Below are 22,005 nucleotides of genomic sequence, written 5' to 3'. Positions count from 1 at the left end.
TGAGCTGGGGGGTGTCAGGGGAGCAGGACTGTGCGGGATTCGGTGCGGGCGGTTTCGGCGGCGGCCAGGATGCCGACGACCTCACGGCCGAAGCGGACGTCGCAGCGGTGGTCGCGGGTGCCGGCTCGCACCTGCTCGATGAGCTGGTCGATGGCGACGCCGAACGCGGTCGCGGCGTCGTTCTCGCCGAACGGCACGGTCTCGATGCCGTTCTCGCCGTAGAAGACGAACTCCCGGGCCATCGACTCGGTCGGGGCGTCCAGGGAGAGCGAGGCGCTGCTCGTGGCTCCTCCCTCGTGGGTGAGCAGCAGGTGCACCATCCCGCTCGGTCCGTCCATGGCCGCGACCTTGGTCACCCGACCCAGCACCGGAAGGAGGATGGAGAGCGCGTGCGGGGCGATGTCCCAGAGAGCGCCGTGCTCCCGGCGCCACAACGATCCGCCGTACGGGCTGCCGTCCTGGAAGATCGAGGCGAACGCGGTGGTGCGACAGTGCTGCCAGCCCCCGGCGGCGGCGGTGGCGGCGAGGAAGGCCGTCACGTTCGGCTGGAACCGCTGGGTGAAGAAGACCACCGAGGCGACGCCGGACTCCTCGGCGGCGGCCACGACGCGGTCGGCGTCGGCCACGCTGAGCGCCAGCGGCTTGTCCAGCAGCAGGTGCCGCCCGGCAGTGGCCGCCCGGGTCGCGATGTCGGCCTGGATGTCCGGCGGTAGCGCGACGGCCACTGCCTCGCACTGCTCGATCAGCGCGTCGACGTCGGCGTAGGCGGGCACCCCGTACCGCTCGGCCAGCGCGGAGGCCCGCTCCGGGTTACGCCCCCACACCCCGACCAGTTCCGCGTCCGGATGTGCGTGCAACGCCTTCCCGTGCGTCTCGATCGCCCAGTGACCGGTGCCGAACAAACCGAACCGCAGCACGTGTACCTCCGCTGTTTCCCCACCCCGTGACAACGCCACGGCCGTGCTCCACGCTAGTCGCCCTACCAGCCACGACGGCGGCGGGTTCGACCAGTCGACGCTGCCCGACACGGACCCGCTCAGGGCAACGCCACGTCCGATTGCCGCCAGACGGGCCGGGTTCGGCGCGGCAGTGTCGATGGCATGCCGAGCACGAATTCAGCACCGACAAGCGGTCCCGTCGACTTTGCCCACTGGTACGACTTCGTCGAGGGCGGGCCCGTGCACCGCGGGCTGTTGCCGTATCCGTCGGCGGCGCCCGCGCCGTTCGAGGTTGCTCGCTGGTCGGTTGCCCCGAACACGTCCAACGACCTCGATGTCCATCGGTCGCGCGAGGTGTGGATCATCGTGTCCGGCACCGGAACGCTGACCTTCGGCGAGCGGACGAGCGTTCTGCGGTCCGGCGACGTCGCGGCGTTCGACAGCAGGGTGCCGCACCAGATCCGCAACGACGGGCCGGACCCGCTCCTTGCCGTCTCCGTCTACTGGTTGCCGGAGAGCGACTGAGGCCCGTGCCGGTCACCCGAACCACCCCTCGTCGGACGCCTCCCGAGGCGGGTACAGCCGTTTACTACGACGGTTAGTAGGCTGTGCCGGTGACCGAGGCAACGACCGGACAGCTCCGGTGACCAGCGTGGGCGCCGACTCACCGGTGGACGGAATCGTCGCGACGGTGTCGATCGTGCTGTCGCTGCTCGTGGCGGTGTGGGCGCTGGTGGCGGCGGTGCGCCAACGGCCGCCGGATCGGGTGCAGTTCGTCGGCCTGGCCGTACTCGAAGGGGCCTTGCTCGTGTTGGCCGTGCTGGCCCTGGTCGCGGTCGGCGGCGGGGACCGGCCCGGTGAGCCCGGCGCCTTCTTCGGCTATCTGGTCACGCTGGTGTGCCTGCCGCCGTTGGCCTGGGTGCTGGCCCGGATGGAGCCGACCCGTTGGGGTTCGGCGATCGTCTGTGCGGTCTGCCTGGTCACCCCGGTGGTGGTGGTCCGGTTGCAGCAGACCTGGGAGGTGCTCGGTGGGTGAGACCCGACCGGCCGGCCGCGCTACGAACGCCGGCCCGGGTCGGCTGCTGATCGCGGTCTACCTGCTCTTCGCCATCGCGGCGACGAGTCGGGCGGGCCTACAGATCGCCACCAAGTTCGACGAGGCGCCGGTGGCCTACCTGCTCTCCGGGGTGGCCGCGCTCATCTACATCGTGGCGGCGGTGGGGTTGGCCCGCGCCGGGCACACCGGCCGACGGGTCGCGCTGGCGTGCTGTTCCGTGGAGCTGGTCGGGGTGGTCGCAATCGGCATCCTGAGCCTGGTCGACAAGGAGCTGTTCCCGGACGAGACAGTCTGGTCGCAGTTCGGCAGCGGGTACGGCTACATCCCGCTGGTGCTGCCGGTGCTCGGCCTGATCTGGCTCTGGCGCACCCGCCGCGCCGCCGCCTGACGCGACCGGCACCCGCCGCGCCGCCGCCTGACGCGACCGGCACCCGCCGCGCCGCCGCCTGACGCGGCGACGAGGGCACCCCTTCGCGAAGGAGCGCCCTCGTCGGGAGTACGGGTCAGTCGCGGGGGCCGCCAGCGACGTAGATGACCTGACCGGAGACGAAGCCGGCACCCTCGCTGGTCAGGAACGAGATGGTGTGGGCGACGTCCTCCGGGAACCCGGGACGGCGCACCGGGATCTCGGCCGCCGCGTGCTTCTTGAAGTCCTCGAAGTCGACCTTCATGCGGGCGGCGGTGGCCGCGGTCATGTCGGTGACGATGAAGCCGGGTGCGACCGCGTTGACTGTCACCCCGAACGGCCCCAGCTCGATGGCGAGCGTCTTGGTGAAGCCCTGGAGGCCGGCCTTGGCGGCGGCGTAGTTCGCCTGGCCCCGGTTGCCCAGCGCGGACGTGCTGGAGAGGTTGACGATCCGCCCCCACTTCCGGTCCACCATGTGCTTCTGGGCGGCCTGGCTGAACAGGAACGCGCCGCGCAGGTGCACCCCCATCACCGTGTCCCAGTCGGCGTTGGTCATCTTGAACAGCAGGTTGTCGCGGAGCACACCGGCGTTGTTGACAAGCACCGTGGGCGCGCCCAGCTCGGCGGCGACCCGGGACACCGCCGCCTCGACCTGATCGCGGTCGGACACGTCGGCGCCCACCCCGAGCGCCCGGCCGCCGGCGGCGGCGATGGCGTCCACCGTCTCCTTGGTGGCCGCCTCTTCGATGTCGACCACGGCGACGGCCATTCCGTCGGCGGCCAGCCGTCGGGCGGTGGCCGCGCCGATACCGCGTGCGGCTCCGGTGACGATGGCGACGCGGGGCTGCTCCGACATGATTACCTCCCGGTAACGTGGGGTCGATCGAAGGAGCTTAACCTTCCACTGCTAGTTAACGGCGACGACCATGGTTTGATCCAGGGATCTATACGAGATGATCTTCCGCGCGTAGCGTCGCGATCGCTGTCACCCGCCAGCGAACAGACGACGACGTAAGGAACGACATCACGTGACGTTCTCGCGTACCCGTGGGGCCTGGCTAGCCGCCGTGGTCTCCACCGCCCTCATGGCGACCGGTGGATCACCCGCCCTGGCCGCCGCCCCCGGAGCCCCGGCCGATCCCGGCGCCACCCCCACCCCCGCGACCAGCCTGCCCACCCCACCCGGCACCCACTCGGTCACCCTGATCACCGGTGACACGGTCACCACCCGCCGGAGCGCCAACGGCGGCACCCTCGACGTACGGCGCCCAGACGGCGCCTCGACACCGGTGCGGGTGGTCGAGGCCGGCGACGACCTGTACGTCTACCCGCAGTCGGTGCTGCCCTACGTGGCCGCGAACACCCTGGACAAGCGGCTGTTCAACGTCACCCGGTTGATCGCCGACGGATACGACGACGAGCGGGTGGACCACCTGCCGCTGATCGTGTCGTACGACGCCGGGGCAGCCGGACTGCGCACCGCCACCGCGCCCGTCGGCGCGACCCGCACCCGCACGTTGAGCAGCGTCTCGGGTGCGGCGCTGAGCGAGGACCGGGACAGGGCCGACGAGTTCTGGGCCGCGATCACGGCCGCCCCCACCGCGAAGGCGGCCGCCGCGACCGGTCACCAGGGACGCTTCTCCGACGGAATCGCCAAGATCTGGCTGGACGGGCGGGTACGCACCGACCTGGCCGACACCACCACGCAGATCGGCGCACCCGCGGTCTGGGCCGGCGGCGACACCGGCACGGGCGTGCGGGTTGCCGTCCTGGACACCGGCATCGACGCGGCCCACCCGGACCTGACCGACCGGATCAGCGCGTCCGCCGTGTTCGTGCCGGGCGAGGAGATCACCGACCGGGTCGGGCACGGCACCCACGTCGCCTCCACCATCGCCGGCACCGGCGCCGCCTCCGGTGGCAACGAGAAGGGTGTCGCCCCCGACGCCCGGCTCGCCATCGGCAAGGTGCTCAGCGACGACGGTTACGGGATGGACTCCTGGATCCTCGCCGGCATGGAGTGGGCGGCCCGGGAGGCCGACGCCCGCGTCGTCAACATGAGCCTGGGCTCCAACCAGCCCAGCGACGGCACCGACCCGCTGAGCCAGGCGGTCAACACGCTCAGTGCCGAGACCGGTGCCCTGTTCGTCATCGCCGCCGGCAACGCCGGACAGCCCGGCAGTGTTTCCGCACCGGGCGCGGCCGACGCGGCGTTGACCGTCGGCGCGGTCGACGGTGCCGACCAGCTCGCCCCGTTCTCCAGCCAGGGCCCCCGGATCAGCGACGAGGGCATCAAGCCCGAGCTGACCGCGCCCGGCGTCGGGGTGCTCGCGGCCCGTTCCCAGTACGCGCCCGGCGAGGGCTCGTACCTGAGCATGGACGGCACCTCGATGGCCGCGCCGCACGTGGCCGGCGCCGCCGCCCTGCTCGCCGCGAAGCACCCGGACTGGACCGGTCAGCAGCTCAAGGACGCCCTGGTCAGCACGACCAGGGCCACGCCGCAGTACGACGCCTTCCAGGCCGGCACCGGCCGGGTCGACGTCGCCGCCGCGGCCCGCGCCCCGATCATCGCCACCGGCACCGTCTCGACAAGCGTGCGCAAGGACACCACGAAGGCCACCCATCCGGTGACGTACACCAACACCACCGGCCAACCCATCACGCTGGGCGTGTCGGTGGACGCGCCGGACGCGCCGGCCGGGCTGTTCCGCCTGTCCGCAACGCAGCTCACCGTGCCGGCGAACGGCACCGCCACGGTCACCCTGACCACGGACACCTCCCGGGCCAGCGCCGGCAGCCGGTACACCGGCCAGGTCGTCGCCGTCGGGCCGGACCGGGCCGTGCTGGCCCGCACCGCGATCGCGGTCGGCACGTTCACCCCGTACCACCTGCTCCGCCTGGAGATGACCGACCGGGCCGGCAAGCCCGCCGCCGGCATGATCGAGCTGGGCCAGCCGGGCAGCTACGACATCAGCTTCGTCGAGACCGACGCGGACGGCACGGCGCAGCTCTACCTGCCCGAGGGCGTCTACTCGGCGATGAGCTTCCTGAACGTCACCGGCAGCCATGGCCCGAACTCCCTCGGCCTGGCGCTGCTCGGCAACCCCGACATCGACCTGCGCGCGGACACCACTGTCCGGTTGGACGGAAAGTCGGCCCGCCGGGTCGAGTCGTCGGTGCCGCAGCAGACCGCCGACACCTTCACCCGGCTGGACTACTACCGGTCCCAGGGTGCGGGCCGGTGGCGCTCGTTCATCGCCGGCGGCGTCTTCTTCGACAGCTTCTGGGCGCAGCCCACCAGCAGGGACGTACGGCACGGCGACTTCTACCTCGGTGCCCGCTGGCGAAAGGAGCAGCCGGTGCTGACCGTCGGCACCACCACCGTGAACTTCGACGACGTGGTGCGGCAGCAGGGCACCACCCAGTTGCCGAAGGGCAGGTGGACGCTGCCGACGGTCTTCGCCGGCAAGGGCGCGGCGAGCGACTACGTGGGGCTGAACGCGCGGGGCGCGGTGGCAGTGGTTCGGCGCAACTGGGAGGTGAGCGACTCCGAGCAGGCCGCCGCGGCTACCGCCGCCGGGGTGAAGATGATGCTGGTGGTCAACGACTTCCCGTGGCGCGAGGTCCGCGACTACCGGATCGACTTCTTCACACCCACCCCGATCGAGGTGGCGATGCTCAGCACCGACGAGGGCGAGGCGCTGATCCGGCAGATCCAGCGCGGGTCCACGAAGGTCGAGGTGGTCTCGCAGCCGGTCGCCGGCTACGTGTACGACCTGGTCCAGGCGTACCACAACCGGATCCCGCGCGACCTGAGCCGGACCGAGACCTCGAAGACGCTGGCCCGGATCGACGTGGGCTTCAACGTCCCGAACCCGCAGGCCCGCGGTGGTGAGTTCCGGTACGACTGGCCGTCGTACAACAACTGGGGCATCGGCCAGACCAGCAACCGGCCGCTCGCCGCGGTCCGTACCGACTGGGTGTCCAACGGCGACCTGTACACCTGGGGTCAGGAGGCGTACCTCGACTCCGCGACGTACCAGATCGACCCCCGGACCAGCTTCCGCGCCGGCAGCAGGAGCACCGAGCAGTTCTTCGAGCCGATCGAACGGCCGCACCTGAACAACAACTTCAAGCTGCCCACCCGCTCCGGCGACACGCTCAACCTCGACGTGCCGGGTTGGGGCGGCGCCGACCACGTCGGCATGGCGATGAGCGCCGCAGGGCAGACCAACAAGCTCTACCAGGGCCGGACGCTGCTCGCCGAGAGCGCCAGCACGTGGATCAGCGGCACCGCGCCGAGCGCGGCCGACCTGCCGTACCGGCTGGTGGTGGGGACCACCCAGGACCCGACCGTCGGCCGGTACTCCACCAGCACCACCACCGAGTGGACGTTCCGGTCGAAGGCACCGGCCGCCGGGGTGGAGTCGAACGTGCTGCCGCTGCTCCAGCTCGACTACGGCGTCGACACCGACGCCGCCGGCACCGCGCACGGCCGAACCGAGCTGACCGTCTCCGCCGCGCACCTGCCCGGCGTCACCGGTTGCGGCAGCATCCGGCCGGTCCGCCTGGAGATCTCGTACGACGATGGCGCGCACTGGCAGCAGCAGGCGCTGGACCGCGCGAAGGACGGCGCCTGGACGGCGAAGCTACGGGCACCGAAGGGTACGACGTTCGTGTCCCTGCGGGCCGGTGCCACCGACGGCTCCGGCAACTCGGTCCAGCAGACCGTGCTTCGCGCCTTCGGCGTGCGCTGATCGGGACACGGCGATGAGGAAGTGTCATCGCCGGTGAGCACGTGAAGGGGGACCGCGCCGATCGGCGCGGTCCCCCCGATCCGTTCAGAACCCGTGACCCCGGCGGAGCCGGATCCACCGGTACCCGTGGCCGGACACCTTCACCGCGCCGAGCTTGCCCAACTCGCCGTAACCACGGTCGGTGAGCACGTCGATCGGCATGTCGGCCTCCGGTTCGAGACTGCTCAGGTCCACCTCGACGTCGTCGGTGCCGAGGTTGTGCACGAAGACCATGGTCCCTGTCGGTCCGTCCGCCCGGTGCGCCAGCACCCCGGCCGGCATCGCCACGTCGATGTGGGTGGTCGAGCCCGAGCCGATCTCCGGGGCCTCCCGCAGCGTACGGATCATGCGCTCGAACCAGGCGAGCAGCGACTTCGGGTCGCCGCGCTGGGCGGTGACGTTGACGGTCTGGTAGCCGAACTCACCCTTGTCGATCACCGGGCGGACCAGCTTCTCCTCCTCCGCCGTGGAGAAGCCGGCATTCGGCTTGTACGACCACTGCATCGGGGTACGGATCGCCTCCCGACCGGGCAGCGACAGGTCCTCGCCCATCCCGATCTCCTCGCCGTAGCGCAGCACCGGCGTGCCGCGCATCGAGAACTGCAACGCGTACGCCAGCTCGATGCGTCGCCGGTCGTTGCCGAGCATCGGGGCGAGCCGGCGGCGGATGCCCCGGTCGTAGATGCGCATGGTCTCGTCCGGGCCGAACTGCGCGTACACCTGGTTGCGTTGTTCGGTGGTGAGCCGGGACAGGTCGATCTCGTCGTGGTTGCGCAGGAAGGTGGCCCACTGCCCGCCGACGGGCAACTTCGGGGTGTCGTGCAGCGCGTCGATCAGCGGCTCCGGGTCCTCGCGGGCCAGGGCGAGCATGAGTCGACCGTTGAGCATGAAGTCGAAGAGCATGTGGATGCGGTTGCCGGAGCCGCTGCTGTCGCCGAAGAACGTGGGCAGTTGGTCCGGTTCGACGTTCGCCTCGGCCAGTAGGACGGCGTCGCCGCGCCGCCACTGCACGTGCTGGCGCATCTCGGTGAGGAACTCGAAGTCCTTCGGCGAGTTGGGGTTGCCCGGCTCGGTCAGCTCGATGATGAACGGCACCGCGTCCATCCGGAAGCCGGAGACGCCGAGCTGGAGCCAGAACGACATGATCTTCTTGATCTCGGCCCGGACCTGCGGATTGGCGAAGTTGAGGTCCGGCTGGAACTTGTAGAACCGGTGGTAGAACCACGCCTTGGCGGTCCGGTCGTAGCTCCAGGTCTCGTCCTGCTCGCCCGGGAAGACCATGCCCTGGTGCCTGTCGTCCGGCTCGGTGTCGGACCAGACGTACCAGTCGCGGTACGGCGAGTCGGGCGAGGATCGGGCGGACTGGAACCAGGGGTGCTCGTTGGAGGTGTGGTTGACCACCAGGTCGATGATCACCCGGATGCCCCGGTTCTGTGCCTGGTGCAGCAGCTCGGCGAAGTCGCCGAGGGTGCCGAAGCGCGGGTCCACGTTGTAGAAGTCGGTGGCGTCGTAACCGTCGTCGCGGTTGGGCGACGGGTGGATCGGGTGCAGCCACAGGCAGGTCACCCCGAGCCGGGCCAGGTAGTCCAACCTCCCGATCAGCCCACGGATGTCACCGACCCCGTCGCCGTCGGAGTCGGCGTACGTGTCGATGTCGAGGCAGTACACGACGGCTTCGGAATACCAGCGGTCACCCATGCGGGAGAGACTTCTCCGATCGGTCGGCGCGGCAAACCCTTGGTTATCGTGCCTGTCATGGGAGACGACCTCGTACCGCCGAGCACACAGTTGGACTGGTCCGCCGGCCGGTGGCTGCACCCACCGGTCCGCGTCGAGGAGGGCCCGGCCGGTGCGCTCGTCGTCGAGCCGGCGGCGGACAGCGACTTCTGGCGGCGGACCAGCTACGGCTTCGTGCACGACAACGGTCCGGCCCTGCTGGCACCGCTGCCGGTCGGCACCGCCATGGAGGTTAGTTTCCGGCTCGACTTCTCGGCGCAGTTCGACCAGGCCGGTGCGCTCGTCCGCGTCGACGAACGAACCTGGACCAAGGCCGGCGTCGAGATCAGCGACGGTGAGGCGCAGGTCGGCGCGGTGGTGACCAGGGAGTTCTCCGACTGGTCGGTGGCGCCGGTGCCGCAGTGGCCGGGCCGGGAGGTGACAGTCCGGGTCAGCCGGGCCGGCGACGCGCTTACCGTCCGTGCGCGCGCCGATGACGAGCCGTGGCGACTGGTCCGGCTCGCCCCGCTGGATCCGGCGGCCGAGGCAGTGGCGGGTCCGTTCTGCTGCGCGCCGTCGCGTGCGGGCCTGAGCGTGGTGTTCACCGGCTGGCGGCAGGGTCCGGCGGACACCGCGCTGCACCCCGAGGTGTAGCAATCGCCTTATTGGGTAAGACCATCCGATCCCCGACAGCCGACCGGAAGGACGACCCATGGCGTACGCCCAGGCTGGCGACCCGTCCGAATTCACCGGGTTGACCGGTTGGGTGGCCTCGGTGATCGAGGCGATGGGCCCGGTCGGCGTCGCGCTGCTGGTGGCGCTGGAGAGCATCGTCCCGCCGATCCCCAGCGAGATCGTGCTGGCGCTCGCCGGTTTCCTGGCGCACCAGGGCGAGTTCAACGTCTTCCTCGTGGTGATCGCCGCGACGGTCGGTTCGCTGGTCGGCGCGCTGGTGCTCTACTGGCTGGGCGCGGCGCTCGGCGAGGAACGACTCAAGCGCTGGTTGGACCACATCCCGCTCGTCGACAGCGACGACCTGGAGAAGGCCGACAAGTGGTTCGAGCGGCACGGCCGCTGGGCGGTGCTGATCGGCCGGGTGGTGCCGGTGGTCCGCAGCCTGGTGTCCGTGCCGGCCGGGGCCAACCGGATGCCGCTGGGTGAGTTCATCCTGCTCACCACCATCGGCAGCGGGGTGTGGAACGCGCTCATCGTCGGCGCCGGTTACGCGCTCGGGCGCCGCTGGCAGGATGTCGAGCGCTACAGCGACTGGTTCAACTACGCGATCGGCGCGGTCTTCGTGGTGATGGTGGCCAGTTGGGTGATCCGCAAGGTTCGCAAGCGTCGGGGTAGCGACGACCGGCGGTCGGTGACCGCCGGTCGCTGATCCGCTACCGGTCGGCCGGCGACGGCACCGCCTGCGGCCGGCGGAGCACCGCCTGTTCGGCGGCCGACCACACGCTCGTGGTCACCAGGTAGATGACCGCGGCCAGCGGCAGCACCAGCGCCACCAGCACCGTCGTGAACGGCAGCAGAGGCAGCAGTCGCCCGAGCACTGCCGCGCCCGGCCCCTCGGTGGGGGCGCCGGCCACCGTGCCGACTGCTGCCGCCGCCCGCCGAGCCCGCCGCGACGACCACCAGGCCACCGCCAGCAGCACGACCAGCAGTACGGCGAAGAGCGGGCCGGCCGCCCCGGCCACACCGTCGCTGAGGTGGTGGCCCAGCGGCACACCGGCGAGCCGTTCGTCGAGCAGCCCGGTGCCGCCCTCGCTCGTGGTGAACAGCCGGTACAGGACCAGCAGGAACGGCGCCTGGAGCAGCAACGGCAGACAGCCGGCGATCGGGTTGGCCCCGGCACTCCGGTACAACGCGAACACCTCGCGCTGAAGCGTCGCCGGGTCGTCGGCGTACCGCCGCTGGAGGTCACGCACCTGCGGGGCGAGCGCCGCGCGGCGCCGCTCGCCGCGGACCTGCGCGACGGTGAGCGGCGAGATCAGCAGTCGGACGGCCACGGTGAACAGCACGATGGCGGCGGCGGTCGCCATGCCGCCGGCAAACGGTTCGAGCAGCTCGGTGAGCCAGGACAGCGCGGTGCCGGCAGCGGCGACAGCGTCGTGCAGTGGTGCGAAGGCAAGCATGGGAAACCCCTCGGTCCGATTCCGGTGGGGCCCACCCCCGGGCGGTGTCCGCTCGACAGGGGGGCCGGTGACGGCGGGATCGGCCGCGCGGCGGCGTGACGCTACGCGGCCGAGGGAAGCCCGGGGGCACGGGGACGTGGGCGCCCGGCGGCGTCCGGGTCGATCTGCCGGGGCATTCGCCGAGCACGGGACCGGGCTCGCAACCCGGCCCAGCGCGGCCCGGTGCCGGGCACACCCGAGCGGCCGAGCACGCGCGCCGCGAGCACCACGGCGAGCAGCACCAGGGCGGTCAGCGCGGCACCGGCCAGCAGGTCGGCCGGACGGCCGGCGAGCAGGGTGAGCTGGGCGAACGCGGACACCCACGCGACCCCGACAAACCCCAGTGGCACCGGCACGGGCTCAGCATAGGACCCGCTGTCACGTCGTCCTGGCGAAACCGACGGCACGCCCCCGCACGACAGGACACCGCCACGTTTCCCGGCATCGCCACGTTGGGTAACCAAGCAGCGGACCGACGCGGACGGACCGCGAACGGTAGGAACGGACGGTGGTGTCGATGACCGGTCAGGTGGCGGAGGCGCCCAGCGAGATGGCTGGGGCGACCGGATTGCTCACCGTGGGTGTCGAGGAGGAGTTCCTGCTCGTCGACCCGCACACCGGGGCCGCGGTACCGGCCGTCGACCTGGTGATGGAGCAGGTGCCGGCCGAACTTCGCGGGCAGGTGGAGCGGGAGTTCCAGACCAGTCAGATCGAGATCGGCAGCCCGCCCGGCCTGGAGCTGTCGTCGATCCGGCACTCCCTCGGCGTACTCCGTCGGGCACTCGCCGACGCCGCCGAGCGGGCCGGCGTACGCCTGCTCGCCATCGGTACCGGCCCGGTGGACGGCCCGGTGCCGCCGGTGGTGGACAAGCCCCGCTTCGACCGGATGATCGAGCGGTTCCGGCTGCTCGTTCCCGGCCCCGGCAACAACGGCATGCACGTGCACGTCGGCGTTCCCGACCCGGAGACCGGTGTGCAGGTGCTCAACCACGTACGCCCCTGGCTGCCGATGCTGCACGCGATGACCACCAACTCGCCGTTCTCCCGTGGCGAGGACACCGGCTACGCCAGTTGGCGTTCGGTGGAGTGGGAGCGCTGGCCGTCGGTGGCGCCGACGCCGTTCCTGGAGTCGCACGAGCACTACCAGCGGCTGATCCGCCAGTTGATCTCCAGTGGGGTGATGCTCGACGAGGGGATGCTCTACTGGTACGCCCGGCTGTCGGCGAAGTACCCGACGGTGGAGCTGAGGATCGGCGACGTCTGCCCGTCGGTGGACGACGCGGTGTTGGTCGCCGCGCTGGTCCGTGCCCTGGTGGCCACCGCCATGGCGGACGTCGAGGCCGCCCGCCCGGCGTTGCAGACCGACCATCACCTGCTGGTCGGCGCGCACTGGCGGGCCGCGCACGACGGCCTGGAGGGCGACGCCGTCGACGTCGCCACCGGCGAGATCCGCCCGGCCTGGGAGCTGCTGGACCGGCTCGTCGAGCGGTTGCGGCCGGCGCTGGAGCAGCACGGCGACTGGGCCGAGGTCACCGACCTGCTGGGCGGGTTGCGCCGGCACGGCAGCGGGGCGGCCCGGCAGCGCGCGGTGTACGAGCGCACCGGCCGACTCACCGACGTGGTGCAGGACGTCGCACGGCAGACCCGTGGCTGAACACCGTCGTGACAGGATGAGGCCGTGGCGCAACGGCTGATCGTCATCGGCGGGGACGCCGCCGGAATGTCGGCGGCGTCCCAGGCCCGACGCCGCCGCGACAGTGCCGACCTGGAGATCGTGGTCTTCGAGCGGGGTCACTTCACCTCCTACTCGGCGTGCGGCATCCCGTACTGGATCAGTGGGCTGGTGTCCGGCCCGGAGGCGCTGATCGCCCGGGATCCGGAGACGTTCCGCACCAAGTACGCGATGGACGTCCGGATGCGCCACGAGGTCACGGCCATCGACCTGGACCGCCGCGAGGTGGTGGCCCGGGATCTGGAGGGCGGCGGCGAGGTCCGCGAGCGCTTCGACGACCTGGTGTACGCCACCGGTGCCGTGCCGGTGAAACCGCAGTGGGCGGACACCGACGCGGGCGGCGTGTTCGGCATGCAGACCCTCGACGACGGGGCGGCGCTGCGCGACTGGCTGGACGCCGAGCCGCAGCCGCGTCGGGCCGTGGTGGTCGGCGGCGGCTACATCGGCGTCGAGATCGCCGAGGCGCTGATCCAGCGCGGCCTCTCGGTGACCCTGGTCGAGGCCGGTGCGCAGCCCATGGCGACTGTCGACGGCGACATGGCCGAGCTGGTCGCCGAGGCGATGCGCGGCCTGGGTGTCACGATCCGCACCAACCTGCCGGTGACCGGCCTGGAACAGCGGGACGGCCGGGTGTCCGCGGTGGTCACGGCCGAGGGGCCGATACCGGCCGACGTCGTGGTCCTGGGCCTGGGAGTACGCCCGAACACCGCGCTCGCCCAGGCTGCCGGGTTCCCGATCGGGCCGTCGGGCGGCATCCGGGTGGACCGCCGGATGCGGGTGGCCGAGCTGTCCGGCGTCTGGGCTGCCGGCGACTGCGTGGAGACACTGCACCGGGTCAGCGGGATGCCTGTGCACGTGCCGCTGGGCACACACGCCAACAAGCAGGGCCGGGCGGCCGGGATCAACATCGGCGGCGGGTACGCCACCTTCGCCGGTGTGATCGGCACGGCCGTGACCAAGGTCTGCGACCTGGAGGTGGGGCGCACCGGCCTACGGGAGCGGGAGGCCACCCTGGCCGGCTTCGACTTCGTGTCGGTGATCGCCGAGTCGACAAACCGGGCCGGCTACTACCCCGGCGCCCGGCCGATGACCGTCAAGTTGATCGCCGAGCGGCCCAGCGGCCGGTTGCTGGGCGCGCAGATCGTCGGTTGGTCCGAGGCGGCCAAACGCATCGACACGCTGGCTGTCGCACTGTGGAACGGCATGACGGTGGACGATATGACGTCACTGGACCTGGGCTACGCTCCGCCGTACGCGCCGGTGTGGGACCCGGTGCTCGTCGCCGCGCGCAAGGCGGTCGACGCGCTCGCCGCCCCCGACCGCTGACCGGCGCCCGCCGTGGAGGACGACCCGTGACCCAGACCCCGACCCGGCCGACGGTGCGTCGGCGCCCGACGATGGTCGACGTGGCCCGGCACGCCGGGGTCAGTCTGAAGACGGTCTCCCGGGTGGTCAACGACGAGCCGGTGGGGCAAGAGTTGGTCAACCGGGTGCTGGCCGCCATCGCCGAGCTGGGCTTCCGCCGCAACGACATCGCCCGCAACCTGCGCTCCCGGCAGCTCAACGCCACTGTCGGGCTGCTCATCGAGGAGATCGCCAACCCGTTCTACGCGACAATCGCCAGCGTTGCCGCCGAGATCGCGGCCGCCCACGGCACCATGCTGATCACCGCCTCGTCGGAGGAGGACCCGGAACGCGAACGCGCCCTGCTCCAGGACTTCACCCAGCGTCGGGTCGACGGCCTGCTGGTGGTGCCGGCGGGTCTCGACCACTCGTTCCTGCGTCGCGAGGTCGAGCTGGGGATGCCCGTGGTCTTCCTGGACCGGCCGCCGCAGGGGCTGCACGCCGACGCGGTGCTGTTGGACAACCGGGGCGGCAGCCACGCCGGTGTCAGCGCGCTGCTCGACGAGGGGCACCGCCGGGTGGGCCTGCTGCTCGGCGCACCGAGCGTGCCCACGATGCGCGAGCGGCTGGCCGGGGCGCGGGCGGCGCTGGCCACGGCCGGGGTCGCACCGGACGAGACGCTGGTCCGTGAACGGCTCATCGCCCCCGAGGAGGCCGGTCGGGCCGTCGCCGCGCTGCTCGACCTGCCGAACCCGCCGACGGCCTTCTTCTGCGCCAACAACCGGCTCACCGTCGGCGCGCTCCAGGAGCTGCACCGCCGAGGCAGTGACGCCGCACTCGTCGGCTTCGACGACTTCGAACTGTCGCACCTGATGCCCCGGCCACTGACCGTGGTCGCCTACGACACGCGGGAGCTGGCCAGAGTCGCCACCGAGCGCCTCTTCCAACGGGTAGCCGGCGACGACACCCCCCCGTCCACCACGGTCCTCCCCACCAAGCTCCTCAAACGAGGCCTAACCTAACCCCACCCCCGCACCCCCCGCCCACCCCCACCCGGTCGATCATGGAGTTGTGGTGGGCGTTTGACTGCACTTCGCGGCGTTTGTGAGGCACCACAAGTCCATGATCGACCCGGCGAGCCTGGGCCCCGGCTCCGGCCCCTGCGATCTTGCACTTTCGGTGGTTGGTTCGTCCGAAACAAGGCGTTTCAGCACCGCAGAAGGTGCAAGATCGCGGGGGCGGGGGCGGGGATGGGGGCGGGGGGCGGGGTTTTTACGGGGTTGGGTTGAGGAGGGCTTGGACTTCTGCTTGGCGGGGCGGGTCGGCGCCTTGGCGGGCGCAGGTCAGCGCGGCCACCGTCGCCGCCTGCCGGAGCACCGCGTTCCACTGCTGCTCGGTCACCGCGGCGAGTCGGTCGGCCGGTCGGTCGCCGAGGGCGTCGAGATCGGCCAGCGCGGCCAACAGACCCCCGGTGAACGAGTCACCCGCCCCGACGGTGTCCACAACTGTGGTGCGTACCGCCGGTTGTTCGTGCAGTGATCCGTTCGGGGCGAGCAGCCAGGCGCCCTCACCACCGCGGGTCACCACCGCGCAGGAAACCCCGGCCTCGCGCCATTCGGCCAGCACGTCGCCTACCGACCGGTCCGGGTAGAGCCAGGCGAGGTCCTCGTCGCTGGCCTTCACCACGTTCGCGAGGGGCACCTGGCGGCGTACTCTGGCTTGCTCCGCCGCTCGGTCCGTGACGATGCTCGGCCGCAGGTTGAGGTCGATCGAGACGGTGAGCCCGTCGCGGCGGTGTTCGCGGGCGAGCAGGTCCTCCAGCACCTGGGCCCCGGGTGCCAGCGCGAGCGCGAGGGATCCGGTGTGCAGCGCGGTCGCCGGGGACCCGGCCAGGTCGGGCAACTCTCGCGGCGTCCACTGCCAGTCCGCCGTGCCGGCCAGCCGGAACTCGTAGCTGGCCTGCCCGCTGGCGTTCAACGTGGCCACCGCCACCGAGGTGGGCTCCGCGGCGCGGACCGCCCAGTCCAGGTTCACCCGGTTGGCGCTCAGGTGCGCGGTGAGTTGCCGACCGTACTCGTCGGTGCCGAGCCGGGCCAGCAGCCGTACCGGCTGGTCGAGCCGGGCCAGGGTGAGCGCCACGTTGGCCGGGGAGCCACCCGGCACTGCGCGCTGCCCCTCGGCGGTGACCACCAGGTCGATGAGCGCCTCTCCAGCGACCACGATCATGCGGTCACCTCGCCGGGCGCGAGCGGGCCGGGGCCACCGAGCCCGTTGGCCGAGCGCGACAGCAGCACCGCCTGGTACGCGTGGTAGACATCCGGCCGACCGTGCCAGACCGTGTCGGCGGGAAGGTTCCGCGCGTCCAACTCGTGCCGCCAGCCGGTGCCGTCGATCAGGTAGCGGCGCGCGTACGCCCAGAAGACCCGGTACCAGTCGGCGTAGACGCCGTCGCCGGTGCGGCGGTGCAGGGTGACCGCCGCGCCGATGGCCTCGGCGAGCACCCAGTGCATCCGGGAGCGCACCACCGGCCGGTCGTCCCAGTCGATCGTGTAGACGAAGCCGTCGGCGCCGTCGACCGCCCAGCCACGGCGCACGGCGGCGGCGAACAGGGTACGGGCGTCGGCGAGCAGCCAGTCTGGTGGCTGCGGCAGGACCGCCTCCAGTTCCAGCAGCAGCCGGGCCCACTCCAACCAGTGGCCCATCGTCGAGCCGTACGGCCGGAAGGGGTCGGCGGGCTGGTCGCGGTTGTAGTCGAGCAGCGGCGTCCAGTCGGCGGTGAAGTGCTCGGGCAGCCGCCAGTCGTGCCGGGCGGCCTCGGTGTGCACCAGGTGGGTGGCGATCCGCAGGGCGCGGTCGGCCCAGCTCGCGTCGCCGGTGGCGGCGGCAGCGGCGAGGAACGCCTCGACCATGTGCATGCTGCTGTTCGCGCCGCGGTAGTCCTCGGTGACCGTCCAGTCCCGGTTCCACGACTCGCGGACCGCGCCCGCCTCGTCGTCCCAGAACCGGTTCAGAACCACGCCCAGCACGTCGGCGAGCAGCCGGTCCGCGCCGGGTCGTCCGGCGCGCGCCGCGCTGGACGCGGCGAGCAGCACGAACGCGTGGTCGTAGCCGGCCTTGTGGTCGTCGACCGGCGCTCCCTGCTGGTCCACGGCGCTGAACCAACCGCCGAACCGGTCGTCGCGCAGCAGGGTGCTGAGCGCCGCGATTCCGTGATCGACGAGGGCTGTGGCGTCCGGGTCGCCGTTGCGGTGGGCGAGGGCGGCCACGTGGGTCATCCGACAGGTGATCCAGGTGTACACCGCTTCGCCGCGGTCCGGGGTGCGGTCGTCGGTCAGCCACCAGAAGCCGCCCTCGGGCCGGACCGCGCGGCGGGCCGTGTCGAGCAGGGTGCGGGTCTGGTCGGCGAGGAAGTCGTCCAGGTCGGGCAGGTCGGGTGACCCGGCCGGAGCGGGGGTCGTCAGGGCGTCGGATCGGGGTACGTCGGTCATCTCAGCTGGGTCACCGTCGAGTAGGGAAGGGACATATGGCCAGGATCGGCGTACGGACCGGGTCCGCGCCGCAAAACCGTCAACGGTACGCCACGAAGCAACTGGCCAGGCCGGCCACGCGACGGGAAGAACTTTGTTCCTTTTTGCCCGTTGACATCGTTGTCACTTCTCAACCCTGCTCCGGCTGCCGGCCGACTGTCAATTTCGGCTGCGTCACACCGCACCGCTGTAGTCCCAGCCGCGCCACACCGCACCGCCGTAGTTCCAGCTACGTCACACCGTGCCGCCGTAGTTCCAGCTACGTCACACCGTGCCGCCGTCGCCGCAGCCGTCAGGACGTGGTCGGCGCGTGGCTGGCGGGTGTGGCGGACAGCAGGGTGGCCCAGTCCTGGGCAGCGGCCCAGTCGGCGAAGCCGTGCCAGCCGACCTCCGGGTAGTCGCGGCGCAGCCCCTCGACGTCGACGTCCAGACCCACGTCGGTGAAGTATTCGAACATGGCCGCCAGGTCGCCGGACCACTGCCGGACACGGGCCAGGGGTACCCGCTGGTGGTCGATCGCGCGGCCGATGACACCGGCGAGGATCTCGGCCAACTGGGCGGGCGTCCGCTGGTCGGAGGCGATGTCGATGCGACGCCCGACGAACTGGCCGGGCTGCCGCAGGACGAGCGCGGCGAACGCGCCGATGTCGACCGCCGGAATGAGGGCGAACGGCCGGTCGGCGGGCATGGGCCAGGCGAATGTGCTGTGGCGCAGACCGTCGAGGGTCCAACCGCTGGCGTAGTTGTCCATGAATGCGGCCGGCGCGATGATCGTCCAGGGCACACCGGAGCCGCGCAGGTGCTGCTCGACCAGGTACTTGCTCTCGTAGTGCGGCACGCCCGTCCCCCGGTCCGCGTGCGCGACGGTGGTCAGCACGATGTGGCCGAGGCCAGCGGCCGCCGCGGCGTCGACGAGGACCCTGCCCTGCCGCACCTCGGTGGCGAGGCCGGCGCCGTGCCGGGCCTCGACGGCACGACCAGCTCCCTGCCGCGCCTCGACGGCAGGATCGGCGCCCGGCTGGGTGGCACGGTCGGTGCCGAAGGGGGTGGTGACCGCGAACAGCGAGTCGGCTCCGGCGAGCGCCGCGTCCAGGGATGCCTGGTCGTCGAAGTCGGCTTGGCGCACGTCGGCGCCGAGGTTGCGCAGGGTGTCGGCGGCCGGGGAGTCGGGCCGGCGGGTGAGTGCGCGTACCCGATGGCCTGCCTTCAGCAGGGCGCGGGCGGTGGCCCCGCCCTGCGCTCCGGTGGCTCCACCGACGGCGACGGTGAGCATGGGTCCTCCCGAGGTAAGATAGCTGCGCGACGCATTAGCTGCGTCACGCAGCAGACTAGGAAGAATCGCTGCGTCACGCAACTAAATGGGAGGTGATGTGGATGACCCCAGCGAGCCGGGCCCGGCGGTACGAGGAGCTGTCGATGGCGTCCCGCCGCTATCTGGCCTCGTACGTCCTGTTCAACCAGGCCATCGCCGACCACCTCGGGCTACACCCGACCGACGTGCAGTTCCTGAGCCTGCTCACCGCGGCGCCTGGTCCGCGCACGGTGCGGGAGATCGCCGAGATGACCGGCCTGACGACGGGCTCGGCCACCCGTCTGGTCGACCGACTCGAACGTGGCGGCTTCGTGCGGCGCACGCCCGACCGGGAGGACCGGCGCCGGGTGCTGGTCAGCCCCGTGCCGGACCGGATCGCTCGGGTCACGGCGGTCTGGGACGACCTCGGCCCAGCCTGGCAGGCGATCCTCGACGACCACACCGACGAGGAGCTTGAGGTGATCACCCGCCACCTGGCGCGCGCCCATGACCTCAGCCACGCCCAGATGGAGCGCCTGCGCGCCCGGCCAAAGCCCGACTGAGCCGCCCCGGCAGGTCGACGGCCTCCCCTACCGCCGCGGTCAGTAGTAGTCGTCGATCGGCTGACGCGCCTCGTCGAACAACGCCGGCCCCTCGTAGCGCACCGGAGGCAGCGGCGGGGTCGCCGGCTTGACCTCCTCGAACTGCTCGCTGGACAGGGCGTACACCACCCGTCCGAGCCCGGACCTGTCGATCGCAGTCGCGCACATCGGGCAGGGCTGGCAACTGGTGAACATTGTGGTGCCGGCGGCCACCTCGGGAGAGAGTTCCCGAGCGGCCCAGCGGGCCAGCTTGAGTTCCGGATGTGCGGTGATGTCCGCGTCGGAGACCACTGTGTTGTGGTCCTCGATCAGGACGGTGCCGTCCGCCCCGACGAGCAACGAGCCGAACGGCCGTTCGCCGGATGCTCCGGCCTGGCTGGCGAGTGCCACGGCGCGGCGGAGAAACGTCTCGTCGTCGGGTGTCATCGGACCTCCTGGGTCGTGCGGTACGCGGCCACGGCCCTCTTGCGGTACGCGGCCACGGCCGCGAGGGTCTGCCAGGCGCGTTCGGGTTGGTGGATCTCGGTCAGGTCGCCGTTGAACGGGTCGAGCACGACCGTCTCCGCGCCGAGCAGCCGGATCTGGTCGAGGTCGGCGGTGATCTGCTCGATGGTGCCCACACCGGCGAGCCGGTCGGGGCCGGTGACCGGGTCGCGGGTCTCCTGGAGTGCGATGCGCGGCATCAGCGCGGGCACGGGGAGACCCAGGTCGTCGGCGATGGTGGTGAGCCGTCCGGTCGCGTCGGCGAGGTCGCCGAGCGTGAGGCGCAGCGGATGCCAGGCGTCTCCGAGTCGAACGGCGCGGCGCATGCCGGCGTCGCTGTTGCCGCCGACCCAGATCGGGATCGCACCAGAGTCGTAGTCGTCGGCGTTCTGCCAGGCGTCGCGCATCGCGCGCAGGTAGTCGTCGGTCAGCGCGCCGCGCCGCTGGAACGGCACGCCGAGCGCCTCGAACTCCTGCCGGGCCCAGCCGACGCCGACGCCGAGGACGAGCCGGCCGCCGCTGAGCCGGTTGAGGTTCGCCGCCATCCGGGCGGTGAGCAGGGGATGGCGGTACGGCACGATGAGCACCGTGGTGCCCAGCCGGACCCGGCGGGTCACCCCGGCCAGCCAGGACAGCGTGGTGAACGGCTCGTAGAACGGCGCCGGGTATTGCTCGGCCACGTCCGGGGTCACCGCGATGTGGTCGGAGACCATCAGCAGGTCGAACCCGAGTCCCTCGATCGTCTGCGCCCACCGTCGCAGCACGTCGGGGTCGGTGCCCGGGCCGAAGTTCGGGACGTTCACGCCAATGTGCACGGGCTTACGCTAGCCACTGTGGACCGGCGTGTGAACACCATGATCCCTGCCGATGCTGGCCCTGGACGCGGATCGGCCGGCAGGTGGGGGCCGCGTACCCTGACGAGCCCTGCCCGGTCGTGGTCCGCGCCGGACGCCGGCCCGGTCCGGCGCGGCGGATGAACGCCCTGCCCCAGGATGGCCGGATGGAGCTACCCGAGGGGCTTGGTTGGGTAGGCGCGGCACCGACCGGCCGGGCCTGGCTCGCCACCCTCCCGGCCTGGTTGGTGGAGTGCGCCGAGCAGTGGTCGCTGCGTCTCGGCCCGCCCTTCCAGCAGGCGTACGCCTCGCTGGCGCTGCCGGCGGACCTGCCGGACGGCACGGCGGCGGTGCTGAAACTCCAGTACCCGGACGACGACAGCCGGCACGAGGCCGACGCGCTGGCCGTCTGGAACGGCGACGGGGCGATCCGGCTGCTCGCCCACGACCCCGCGCGACGTGCCCTGCTGGTGGAGCGCTGCCGGCCCGGCGATCCGCTGCACGAGCTGCCCATGAACCGGGCGCTGGACGCGGTCACCGGGCTCCTGCCCCGGCTCTGGCGAGCGGCCGGCACGCCGTTCACCCCGTTGGCCGAGGAGGCCGCCGGGTGGATCGACCGGATGCCTCACGCGTGGGAACGGGCTGGCCGGCCGTACGAGCGACGGCTGCTGGACGTGGCGCTCACCCTGCTCACCGACCTGGCGTCGAGCCAGGGCGAACAGGTGCTGGTCAACCAGGACCTGCACGCCGGCAACGTGCTCGCCGCCGACCGGGAGCCGTGGTTGGCGATCGACCCGAAGCCGCTGACCGGCGAGCGGGAGTTCTCCATCGTGCCGATGGTGCGCGGTCCGGAGTTGGGCCACTCGCCGGCCGCCGTCCGGCACCGACTGCACCGGCTCAGCACCGACCTCGGGCTGGACACCGAGCGGGTCCGGGGTTGGACGATCGGGCACTCGCTGGCCTGGAGCATCGCCGGCGACGTCGTCTTTCCGCACCAGATCGAGGTGGTCCGCTGGCTGCTCGGCGGCGACTGACCGATCAGTCGCTCCCGTCCCGGGTTGACTCGGCGGCTACAGCCCTAACGCAACGGTTTTGTCCAGGATGTA

General features: G+C 71.7%; 21 protein-coding genes. 11 read left to right on the top strand and 10 right to left on the bottom strand.

Translation table 11 applies throughout. The features are described from left to right. Positions 1–14: 14 nt before the first annotated feature. Positions 15–917, bottom strand: coding sequence for a Gfo/Idh/MocA family oxidoreductase (locus tag AB0A95_RS07790; RefSeq protein ID WP_357554841.1), 903 nt, complete (start codon positions 915–917; stop codon positions 15–17). A gap of 183 nt (positions 918–1,100) precedes the next feature. On the opposite strand from AB0A95_RS07790, the gene AB0A95_RS07785 reads away from it, so the two are divergent. The 3 genes from AB0A95_RS07785 to AB0A95_RS07775 all read left to right on the top strand — a co-directional run bounded on the left by AB0A95_RS07785 (position 1,101) and on the right by AB0A95_RS07775 (position 2,383). Beyond that, a complete protein-coding gene (locus tag AB0A95_RS07785; RefSeq protein WP_357554840.1) occupies positions 1,101–1,463 on the top strand; it encodes a cupin domain-containing protein in 363 nt (120 codons plus the stop codon). Between the two features lie 118 nt (positions 1,464–1,581). Further along, on the top strand, positions 1,582–1,974 hold the full coding sequence (locus tag AB0A95_RS07780) for a hypothetical protein (protein ID WP_357554839.1): 393 nt from the start codon (positions 1,582–1,584) through the stop codon (positions 1,972–1,974). Next, positions 1,967–2,383 (top strand): hypothetical protein, encoded by a 417-nt coding sequence (locus AB0A95_RS07775; RefSeq protein ID WP_357554838.1) that lies wholly within the window; start codon positions 1,967–1,969, stop codon positions 2,381–2,383. Before AB0A95_RS07780 ends, AB0A95_RS07775 begins: the two co-directional genes overlap by 8 nt. Positions 2,384–2,498: 115 nt before the next feature. On the opposite strand, the gene fabG is transcribed toward AB0A95_RS07775, so the two are convergent. Further along, positions 2,499–3,257, bottom strand: a complete 759-nt coding sequence (gene fabG / locus AB0A95_RS07770; protein WP_357554837.1) for a 3-oxoacyl-ACP reductase FabG — start codon at positions 3,255–3,257, stop codon at positions 2,499–2,501. A 172-nt stretch (positions 3,258–3,429) separates the two neighbouring features. Between fabG and AB0A95_RS07765 the strand changes: the two genes are divergently transcribed. Further along, entirely contained in the window at positions 3,430–7,158 is a 3,729-nt protein-coding gene (locus AB0A95_RS07765; RefSeq protein ID WP_357554836.1) for a S8 family serine peptidase, read from the top strand. Positions 7,159–7,242: 84 nt separating this feature from the next. On the opposite strand, the gene AB0A95_RS07760 is transcribed toward AB0A95_RS07765, so the two are convergent. Beyond that, a complete protein-coding gene (locus tag AB0A95_RS07760) occupies positions 7,243–8,895 on the bottom strand; it encodes an alpha-amylase family protein (RefSeq protein ID WP_357554835.1) in 1,653 nt (550 codons plus the stop codon). Between the two features lie 57 nt (positions 8,896–8,952). On the opposite strand from AB0A95_RS07760, the gene AB0A95_RS07755 reads away from it, so the two are divergent. Next, entirely contained in the window at positions 8,953–9,567 is a 615-nt protein-coding gene (locus AB0A95_RS07755) for a DUF1349 domain-containing protein (protein WP_357554834.1), read from the top strand. 58 nt (positions 9,568–9,625) lie between these two features. Beyond that, on the top strand, positions 9,626–10,297 hold the full coding sequence (locus tag AB0A95_RS07750) for a DedA family protein (RefSeq protein ID WP_357554833.1): 672 nt from the start codon (positions 9,626–9,628) through the stop codon (positions 10,295–10,297). 4 nt (positions 10,298–10,301) lie between these two features. Here AB0A95_RS07750 and AB0A95_RS07745 read toward each other — a convergent pair whose 3' ends face one another. Then, positions 10,302–11,048 carry a membrane protein insertase YidC gene (locus tag AB0A95_RS07745; protein ID WP_357554832.1) on the bottom strand — a complete coding sequence of 249 codons (747 nt, stop codon included), beginning with the start codon at positions 11,046–11,048 and terminating at the stop codon, positions 10,302–10,304. 101 nt (positions 11,049–11,149) lie between these two features. Further along, positions 11,150–11,443 carry a DUF6412 domain-containing protein gene (locus tag AB0A95_RS07740; protein ID WP_357554831.1) on the bottom strand — a complete coding sequence of 98 codons (294 nt, stop codon included), beginning with the start codon at positions 11,441–11,443 and terminating at the stop codon, positions 11,150–11,152. Between the two features lie 161 nt (positions 11,444–11,604). Here AB0A95_RS07740 and AB0A95_RS07735 point away from each other — a divergent pair, with 161 nt between their 5' ends. The 3 genes from AB0A95_RS07735 (at position 11,605) to AB0A95_RS07725 (ending at position 15,185) form a co-directional block, all read left to right on the top strand. Next, positions 11,605–12,741, top strand: a complete 1,137-nt coding sequence (locus tag AB0A95_RS07735; RefSeq protein WP_357554830.1) for a glutamate--cysteine ligase — start codon at positions 11,605–11,607, stop codon at positions 12,739–12,741. A gap of 24 nt (positions 12,742–12,765) precedes the next feature. Beyond that, entirely contained in the window at positions 12,766–14,145 is a 1,380-nt protein-coding gene (locus AB0A95_RS07730) for an FAD-dependent oxidoreductase (RefSeq protein WP_357554829.1), read from the top strand. Between the two features lie 71 nt (positions 14,146–14,216). Beyond that, on the top strand, positions 14,217–15,185 hold the full coding sequence (locus AB0A95_RS07725) for a LacI family DNA-binding transcriptional regulator (RefSeq protein WP_357554958.1): 969 nt from the start codon (positions 14,217–14,219) through the stop codon (positions 15,183–15,185). Positions 15,186–15,435: 250 nt separating this feature from the next. On the opposite strand, the gene AB0A95_RS07720 is transcribed toward AB0A95_RS07725, so the two are convergent. The 3 genes from AB0A95_RS07720 to AB0A95_RS07710 form a co-directional block, all read right to left on the bottom strand. Further along, the gene (locus AB0A95_RS07720) at positions 15,436–16,389 is read right to left on the bottom strand and encodes a carbohydrate kinase (protein ID WP_357554828.1); all 954 of its coding nucleotides are present in this window, start codon (positions 16,387–16,389) and stop codon (positions 15,436–15,438) included. Then, on the bottom strand, positions 16,386–17,651 hold the full coding sequence (locus AB0A95_RS07715; protein ID WP_357554827.1) for an AGE family epimerase/isomerase: 1,266 nt from the start codon (positions 17,649–17,651) through the stop codon (positions 16,386–16,388). Before AB0A95_RS07715 ends, AB0A95_RS07720 begins: the two co-directional genes overlap by 4 nt. Before the next feature lie 331 nt (positions 17,652–17,982). Next, entirely contained in the window at positions 17,983–18,963 is a 981-nt protein-coding gene (locus AB0A95_RS07710; protein WP_357554826.1) for an NmrA/HSCARG family protein, read from the bottom strand. Positions 18,964–19,064: 101 nt separating this feature from the next. Between AB0A95_RS07710 and AB0A95_RS07705 the strand changes: the two genes are divergently transcribed. After that, positions 19,065–19,544 (top strand): MarR family transcriptional regulator, encoded by a 480-nt coding sequence (locus tag AB0A95_RS07705; RefSeq protein ID WP_357554825.1) that lies wholly within the window; start codon positions 19,065–19,067, stop codon positions 19,542–19,544. A gap of 39 nt (positions 19,545–19,583) precedes the next feature. On the opposite strand, the gene AB0A95_RS07700 is transcribed toward AB0A95_RS07705, so the two are convergent. Together AB0A95_RS07700 and AB0A95_RS07695 are read right to left on the bottom strand one after the other, a co-directional pair. Next, positions 19,584–20,009: a nucleoside deaminase gene (locus AB0A95_RS07700; protein WP_357066782.1), complete on the bottom strand. Its 426-nt coding sequence runs from the start codon at positions 20,007–20,009 to the stop codon at positions 19,584–19,586. Then, positions 20,006–20,881 carry a TIGR03619 family F420-dependent LLM class oxidoreductase gene (locus tag AB0A95_RS07695; protein ID WP_357554824.1) on the bottom strand — a complete coding sequence of 292 codons (876 nt, stop codon included), beginning with the start codon at positions 20,879–20,881 and terminating at the stop codon, positions 20,006–20,008. Before AB0A95_RS07695 ends, AB0A95_RS07700 begins: the two co-directional genes overlap by 4 nt. A 185-nt stretch (positions 20,882–21,066) precedes the next feature. Here AB0A95_RS07695 and AB0A95_RS07690 point away from each other — a divergent pair, with 185 nt between their 5' ends. Next, entirely contained in the window at positions 21,067–21,933 is an 867-nt protein-coding gene (locus AB0A95_RS07690) for an aminoglycoside phosphotransferase family protein (RefSeq protein ID WP_357554823.1), read from the top strand. The last annotated feature ends 72 nt before the right edge of the window (positions 21,934–22,005 follow it).

Origin of the sequence: Micromonospora sp. NPDC049230, from assembly GCF_040647875.1 — a bacterium.
Classification (GTDB): Bacteria; Actinomycetota; Actinomycetes; order Mycobacteriales; family Micromonosporaceae; genus Micromonospora.
The sequence above is the reverse complement of the archived record's forward strand: the minus strand, read 5'-3'. Positions and strand labels throughout refer to the sequence as shown.